The organism is Methylobacterium sp. WL8 (assembly GCF_008040045.1).
In the GTDB taxonomy this organism is placed as follows: Bacteria; Pseudomonadota; Alphaproteobacteria; order Rhizobiales; family Beijerinckiaceae; genus Methylobacterium; species Methylobacterium cerastii.
Genome location: NZ_VRVF01000125.1, coordinates 1 through 7,175, shown reverse-complemented (window position 1 = coordinate 7,175; position 7,175 = coordinate 1). Strand labels below are relative to the sequence as shown.

Sequence of the window (7,175 nt, the reverse complement as noted above, 5' to 3'; positions counted from 1 at the left end):
ACCCGGGTCGGGGCCGCGATGGGGGCGACGGGCGCCGGCGCCGCGCCGATGACACGGCGCTTCACCGTCTCGACCACGACCTGCTTCGAGCGGCCATGGGAGAAGCTCTGGCGCACGGTCCCCTGTTCGATCGGACGCTTCAAGGAAAGCGGCTTCGCAGGGGTCTTGCTCAGAGTCTTGTCGCCCGGATTATTCGTGTCGCTCATTCAGCCTGAACCCTGAGGGTTTCCATCGTCGCGTGAACCGGCAACCCGCGGAGCGCCGGCCTGATCCGTCACGGCATCGTCTTGCAGAGGGGGAGCATCCCCGCCGTATCCGGCGGATCCGCGCTCCTCGATCGCCGCGGCGACGCCCTCGAAGGAGCGTAGCCGACGCCAACGCGCCAGGCAGCCGGCGGCCCCGACTCCTGCGACGAGCGCAGCGTGTATCACATGATCCCGACCTAAGGCCATGTCCAATTCGTCTTCGGACAAGTCGTCAACGATCGGTATGCGGGATATGGCATCGCCGTGGCGCCTGTGCAATGCCGCCGCGATCTTGCGGCGGCCGTCGGCGGCGGCGTCGGACGCATGGATCACGGCCGCGACCCGCGGCTGCGCGCCGATCGCAGCCTCGACCTTGGTGAAGCCGGTGACGATGCAGCCGGCCTTGTTGGCCAGGGCTATCGCTTGCCGCAGGTCGGCCCGCAGGCCTTCGGCGATCCGGTCGGGGAGGTCGGTGGCGGCGGTCGCGCCTTGCGTCTTGAACGCCCGGTTGAACGCCCGCTTCTTCACGGCCGTCGCGACGTCCTCGCGGCGCGCTCTGACCCAGGCGCCGCGGCCGGGAAGGCGCGCGCGCAGGTCCGGCACGACGGCGCCGTCCGGCCCGAGGACGAACCGGATCATCGCGTCCGGCGCCTGAACGGTCCGGGTGACGATGCAGGTGCGCAGCGTACCCTGACGGCCGCGATTCGGCCCGGCGTCGAGGGCGATCTCCTCGACGCCCTCGTCAGCCGTCGGCTGCGCGGCCTGGATCATGTCGCCCGACCTCGCGCCTTCAGTTCGCTTCGGCCTCGGCGGGCTCCGCCTCGCCTTCGGCCGTCTCGGGCTCGGGAAGGGCGTCGATCCAGCCGGCGTGCAGGCGCGCGGCCATAATCATGCCTTCCGCCTCGGTGCGGGAGACCTCGAAGCCGTCGAGGTAGCCGGCGTGGCGCTTGGCCTCCGGGCCGCGGCCTTCGGTGTAGCCGACGAGGTCGTCGGTGGCGCAGCCGGCCAAGTCCTCGATCGTCTTCACGTCGTTCTCGCCGAGCGAGACCAGCATCGGCGTGGTCAGGCCGTCGATCTCGCGCAGCTCGTCCTGGACGCCGAGCTCGATGCGGCGGTCGTCGTGCTCCTGCTCAATGCGGGCGAGGTGGTCCTGCGCGCGCGCCTGGATTTCGGCGCCGGTCTCCTCGTCGAGGCCCTGGATCGAGGACAGCTCCTGGATATCGACGTAGGCGATCTCTTCCACGTTGCGGAAGCCTTCCGCGGCCAGCAGCTGGCCCACGGTCTCGTCCACGTCCAGCGCCCCCATGAACACGGTGGTGCGCTCGGCGAACTCCTTCTGGCGGCGCTCGCTCTCCTCGGCCTCGGTGAGGATGTCGATGTCCCAACCGGTCAGCTGCGAGGCCAGGCGCACGTTCTGGCCGCGGCGGCCGATGGCGAGCGAGAGCTGGTCGTCGGGCACCACCACCTCGATGCGGTCGGCCTCCTCGTCGAGCACCACCTTGACGACTTCCGCCGGCTGCAGCGCGTTGACGATGAAGGTCGCCTGGTCCTCGGACCACGGGATGATGTCGATCTTCTCGCCCTGGAGTTCACCGACCACCGCCTGGACGCGCGATCCGCGCATGCCGACGCAGGCGCCGACCGGGTCGATCGATCCGTCGCGCGAGATCACCGCGATCTTGGCGCGCGAGCCCGGGTCGCGGGCGACCGCCTTCACCTCGACGATGCCGTCGTAGATCTCCGGCACTTCCTGCCCGAAGAGCTTCGCCATGAACTGCGGGTGCGAGCGCGAGAGGAAGATCTGCGGCCCGCGCACCTCGCGGCGCACGTCGAACAGGTAGGAGCGGATGCGGTCGCCGGGGCGGAAGGTCTCGCGCGGGATCATCTCGTCGCGCCGGACGATGCCCTCGCCGCGGCCGAGGTCGACGATCACGTTGCCGTACTCGACGCGCTTGACGAGGCCGTTCACGATCTCGCCGATGCGGTCCTTGTACTCGTCGAACTGGCGGTCGCGTTCGGCGTCGCGGACCTTCTGGACGATGACCTGCTTGGCCGACTGCGCGGCGACGCGCCCGAAGTCGAAGGGCGGCAGGGTGTCGGAGATCACGTCGCCGACGAGCGCGCCCGGATTGTAGCGCCGGGCTTGGTCGAGGGTGATCTCGCGGGCGTCGTTCTCGACGAGATCGACCACGAGCAGGTGGCGGGAGAGCCGCAGCGCCCCGGTCTTGTTGTCGATCTCGGCGTGCACGTCGGTCTCGGCGCCGTAGCGGGAGCGCGCGGCCTTGGCGATCGCCTCCTCCATCGCGTCGATGACGATGGAGCGATCGATCACCTTCTCGCGGGCGACCGCGTCGGCGATCTGCAGGAGTTCGAGCCGGTTGGCGCTGACGACGGCCATCTGTGTCGGTCCTTCTCTTGGGGTGCCGCTCCGGCGCGCCGCCTTGCGAGCGGGCCGGGCTGCGATGCTCTAGTGAAGCGAGTCGCGGTCCTTGAGGCGGGCCGCCTTGGTGGTCACGGGCTTCTTCGGCGCGTCCGAGGCGGGCTTCGCCTTGACCGGCTTGGCGGCCTTCGGCTTGGCGGAGGCCTTCAGCCGCTTCGGGAACGGGGCAGGCGGCAGGGGCGCCTCCTCCCCGTCGTCCGCGTCGGACTCGCCGTCGAAATCCGCGTCGAGATCTTCCGGGGTTCCGCCGCCGCGGCGCAGCGATTCCCGGATCAGGTCGTCGGTCAGGACGAGATGCGCCTCGGACAGGTCGCGCAGAGGCACCGAGACCCGGCTCGGAAAGCCTTCCTTCACGTCGGGCAGGTCGACCGGCACGGTGAGGGTCGCCGCATCCGGCTCGCCGATGATCCCGCGGAAGCGCTTGCGCCCGTCGAGCGGCACGGACAGCTCGATCTTGGCCTCGTAGCCGGCCCAGCGGGCGAAGTCCGAGACCCGGACCAGCGGCCGGTCGATGCCGGGAGAGGACATCTCGAGGTAGTAGGCGATGCCCACGGGGTCATCGAGGTCGAGGATCGGCGAGATCGCGCGGCTCACGGTCTCGCAGTCGTCGATGGACATCGAGCCGTCCGGGCGCTCGGCCATGATCTGCACGGTGCAGCCGTTGGCGCTCGACACCTTCACCCGCACGAGACGGAACCCGAGGCCCTCGATCGGACCCTCGATCACCTGCGCCACGCGCGCGGCGACGCCGGTCTCGCGAACGAGACGCTTCTCGGTCGGCTCGGGCGAGGGGACGGCGGACGGCTCGGACATGACTGCGCTCAGGGTCGGGCTCGCTGACGGGGCGGCGTTCCGGCCGGGGGCGACCAAGGCTTGCGGCAATAAAAAAGAGCGGACCCGGTGGGGCCCACTCCCGAACCGCAGCCTCACGACTGCAACCAGAACTGATGACGAACGATCTAGCGGGTGAACGCGCAGAATTCAAGCGTCTTTACGCTTGGCGCGGCGTTGCATGGGCCCGACGATGCCGGACGACCCGGAACGACTCATGGATCGATCCAGAGCCGCGGAAGGGCTCCCGCGGCGTCGGATCGTCGGTCGCCCGGGTCACCCCTCCTCGATGGGAAACGGCGTTGGCTCCCACCATGGCTCGACCTTGTGGAAGCGCGCCGCCTCGGCCTCCCAGCGGTGTAGGATCACGGCCAGGGCCGCACGGTCGCCGGTGCGCAGCGGTTCGACGATCTCGAGGATGCGGCGGCGGCGGCGCCGGTAGTCGGTGCAGCTGCCGGCCTTCTCCCAGGCCTCGATGGCGCGCCGCGTGCGCGCGCCGCGCTTGGGATAGTCGAGGATCTCCGGCGGCTCGTAATCGCCGTAGGTGTCGCTCTCGTACCACCGCCAGATCCGGGCGAGGTATTCGCGCGCCTCGTCCAGCGCGCCCGCCGCGAGGGCGATCGCCATGCGCTGCTCGTCGTGAAGGCCGAGGCTCGGGACGATGTGGCTGCGGTAGAAGTCCAGATAGGCATGGTGGTCGAGGGCCATCGGGCGCAGCAGCGGCAGGACCTGCTCCTCGACCGCACGCGTGAAGATGCGGCCGATCTCGGGATCGGCCCACGCGAAGTCCCCGACCGTGGCCGCCCACGCGGCGAGCTTGGGAAATTCCGGCCTCTGCTGGTAATCGGGCTGGAGAAAGTAGTCCCGCGTGAAGGGGGCCGGTCGGGGCTCGCGTCGAAATCCCTCGGAAAAACTTCCGACAACCCAATCCCAGGTCGCGCCACCCCAATACAAGGGCGTGATACTGTACCTGGGCCAAAACACATCCGCAGAGCTGCTGCGATGGATGTAGACCTGCGCGATGGTATGACGGATCGGGCGGATCCAGATCGCATGCGGGTTCACTTGGACGAAATCCGGATTGTGCTTCAGCACGTCCCGGAAAAGCCGAGCCAACTGCTTCTTGGTCGTCATCGCGATTCCCGCATCTGTATGACGATGATCCGTTGCGTTGCCGGAAAATACGTCTTCGATCTGGTGGCGTAGCGCACCCACTCGGACCAGCTGAGGCCGCGAAGTCCCGTCTTATAGTCATAGACGCAGGCGACGGCCGGCTGCGGACGATGGTATTGGTCGAGGCGGCTCGTGCCGGATTGACCATACGTGCCCTCGTCTCCATTTTTGAGGATCGATAGCTCCGATTTGAAATTGGCGATGTCTTGGGCTTTTGCCCAACGATCCATCAGCACGTGGATCGCGGTGCCGACGGCTTGCGGCGTTCGATACACACCGCTTCCTCGGACCGCCGCGGCGACCGCGTCGAGCTGGGTCTGGATCTCACCGGTCTTCGGGCAAGCGGCGTCGAGGGATGCCTGGTCGAGCGGGCCGACCCAGATCGCCGGCATGTGCCTGAAATCCTCGGCCCCACGGAACTCGTGCGCCGTGGTGCCGAGGACGGTGCCGTAGCGACCCCGCTGCGCCGAAAGCGTCGCGAAGAGCGTACCGGCGAGCTCGAGCGTCCGCAGGATCCGAACGGCCGCCAGGGCAAGCGGAACTGCCGGCAGGAAGGCGGGCTGCACCGTCGCGTCCGGCTCGGCACCGTTTGCCGTGAAAGTGCTGCGGCCCAGGATCTCGCCGGAGACGCCGTCGCGGATCGTCTGCGTCGCGCCGAGGGTCTCGAAGACCCGGCTCTCGCCGTCCGGCGCGGTGACCGTATGCTGCTCGTCGAAGTCGCGCCGGCCCGCGCGAATGCGGATCGAGAGGACGCGGGTTCCGTCGTCGAGACGGGTCTCTTCGCGTGTCTGCGTGGGCTCGGCCGCGGGCATCTGTGCCCATTGCGGCTTGATCAGCCGCAGCACGCCCGGATCGATGGTGCCGCCATCCCCGCTGCCGTCGCCGACCCATTGCCCGCCGTTCGGTTGCCCGGCCGGCGCGCGCTCCTGGTCGGACCAGTCCTTCCGCCGCAGGGCCTATTCCAGGCGAAGCAGCTTCGTGTCGAGGGAGAGCCCGGCCAGAAGCCCCTTCAGTTGCCGGACCTCGTCACCGCTCCTTGGTTGTCTCGCCATGGCATCGATCCGAATCGCATTTGACTAGGATCAGATACCAGAACACAACGAGAACATCTAGCTTAATTTCCTATATCATTCGCGATGCGAGACGCTGCCCGCCGAGCTGGAGGGCCCACGCTTCAGAGTCGGCGCGGACCTTGCTCGGGGCACGCGCGGCTGGATCATCAAGACGGTTTCGTCAGCGTTCCGGCAGGGCGAAGACGGTGAGCTGGCCGCCGAGGGCGGTGTAGTCCGACAGGGCCGCGTAGCCGCCGACCGCGCCGGCGCCGTCCGCCGGGTCGGTGAGGCCGGCGGCGAGGCCGATGCCGGCCCAGCCGCCGACGCCCGAGAGCACCGCCACGTATTGGCGGCCGCGATGGCGGTAGGTCATCACGTTGCCGACGACGCCGGACGGGGTCTTGAACCGGTAGAGTTCCCGGCCGGTCGCCGCGTCGACCGCCTTCAGGTAGCCCTCGAGCGTGCCGTAGAAGACCACGCCGCCGGCGGTGGCGAGCGCGCCCGACCAGACCGAGAACGGCTCGGGGTTCGACCACCTGATCTTGCCCGCGACGCCGTCCCAGGCCAGGAACGCGCCGGTCCGGGTCTCGCCCGGCGGCGGCTGCAGCCCGACGGTGGCGCCGACGAACGGCACGCCTGTCGTGTAGGTGACGTGGAACGGCTCGTAGCTCATGCAGATGTGGTTGGTCGGCACGTAGAACAGCCGCGTCTCGGGCGAGAACGCAGCAGGCTGCTGGTTCTTCGCTCCGATCGCGCCCGGGCAGATGCCGGCGGTCGTCTCGTCCTCGCCTGTCCGCTCGGGCGAGTAGGCCTCGGCCACGACCGGGCGGCCGTAGGTCTTCGACCCCTTGTCCATGTCGACCTTGGAGGCCCAGTTGACGACCGGGTCGAACTTCTCGGCGACGAGGAGTTCGCCGGTGGCGCGGTTCAGGGTGTAGCCGAAGCCGTTGCGGTCGAAGTGGGTCAGCAGCGGGGTGTCCTTGCCGCCGACCTTCTGGTCGGTGAGGATCATCTCGTTGATGCCGTCGTAGTCCCACTCGTCGTGCGGGGTCATCTGGTAGACCCACTTGGCCACGCCCGTGTCGGGGTTACGCGCCCAGATGGTCATCGACCACTTGTTGTCGCCCGGACGCTGCTTGGGGTTCCAGGTCGAGGGGTTGCCCGAGCCGTAGTACATCAGGTCGAGCTTCGGGTCGTAGGAGAACCAGCCCCAGGTGCAGCCGCCGCCGGTCTTCCACTGGTCGCCTTCCCAGGTCTTGGTCGAGCTATCCTTGCCGACCGGCTTGCCGAGGTGGGTGGTCTTCTCGGGGTCGACCAGCATCTGGTCGTCCGGGCCGATCGAGTAGCCGCGCCAGACCTTCTTGCCGGTCTTGGCGTCGTAGGCGGTCACGTGGCACTGCACGCCGAACTCGCCGCCCGAGATGCCGACGATGA

Annotated in this window: 7 protein-coding genes; all 7 read right to left on the bottom strand. The window is 68.6% G+C overall.

Annotated elements, in window-relative coordinates:
- Positions 1–206, bottom strand: a 206-nt coding sequence (locus FV234_RS24660) for a translation initiation factor IF-2 associated domain-containing protein (protein WP_147763388.1), incomplete at its 3' end; no start/stop codon positions are given.
- Positions 207–1,016, bottom strand: a complete 810-nt coding sequence (locus FV234_RS24655; RefSeq protein ID WP_147832281.1) for an RNA-binding protein — start codon at positions 1,014–1,016, stop codon at positions 207–209.
- 19 nt (positions 1,017–1,035) lie between these two features.
- Positions 1,036–2,643, bottom strand: a complete 1,608-nt coding sequence (nusA, locus tag FV234_RS24650) for a transcription termination factor NusA (protein WP_147754269.1) — start codon at positions 2,641–2,643, stop codon at positions 1,036–1,038.
- A gap of 69 nt (positions 2,644–2,712) precedes the next feature.
- On the bottom strand, positions 2,713–3,498 hold the full coding sequence (gene rimP, locus FV234_RS24645; RefSeq protein WP_147754268.1) for a ribosome maturation factor RimP: 786 nt from the start codon (positions 3,496–3,498) through the stop codon (positions 2,713–2,715).
- A 294-nt stretch (positions 3,499–3,792) separates the two neighbouring features.
- Positions 3,793–4,650, bottom strand: coding sequence for a hypothetical protein (locus FV234_RS24640; protein WP_147814882.1), 858 nt, complete (start codon positions 4,648–4,650; stop codon positions 3,793–3,795).
- On the bottom strand, positions 4,647–5,534 hold the full coding sequence (locus FV234_RS24635; protein WP_147832279.1) for a hypothetical protein: 888 nt from the start codon (positions 5,532–5,534) through the stop codon (positions 4,647–4,649). The genes FV234_RS24640 and FV234_RS24635 overlap by 4 nt, the downstream gene beginning before the upstream one ends.
- Before the next feature lie 388 nt (positions 5,535–5,922).
- On the bottom strand, positions 5,923–7,175 hold a 1,253-nt coding region (locus tag FV234_RS24630; RefSeq protein ID WP_147832277.1), incomplete at its 5' end, for a PQQ-dependent dehydrogenase, methanol/ethanol family.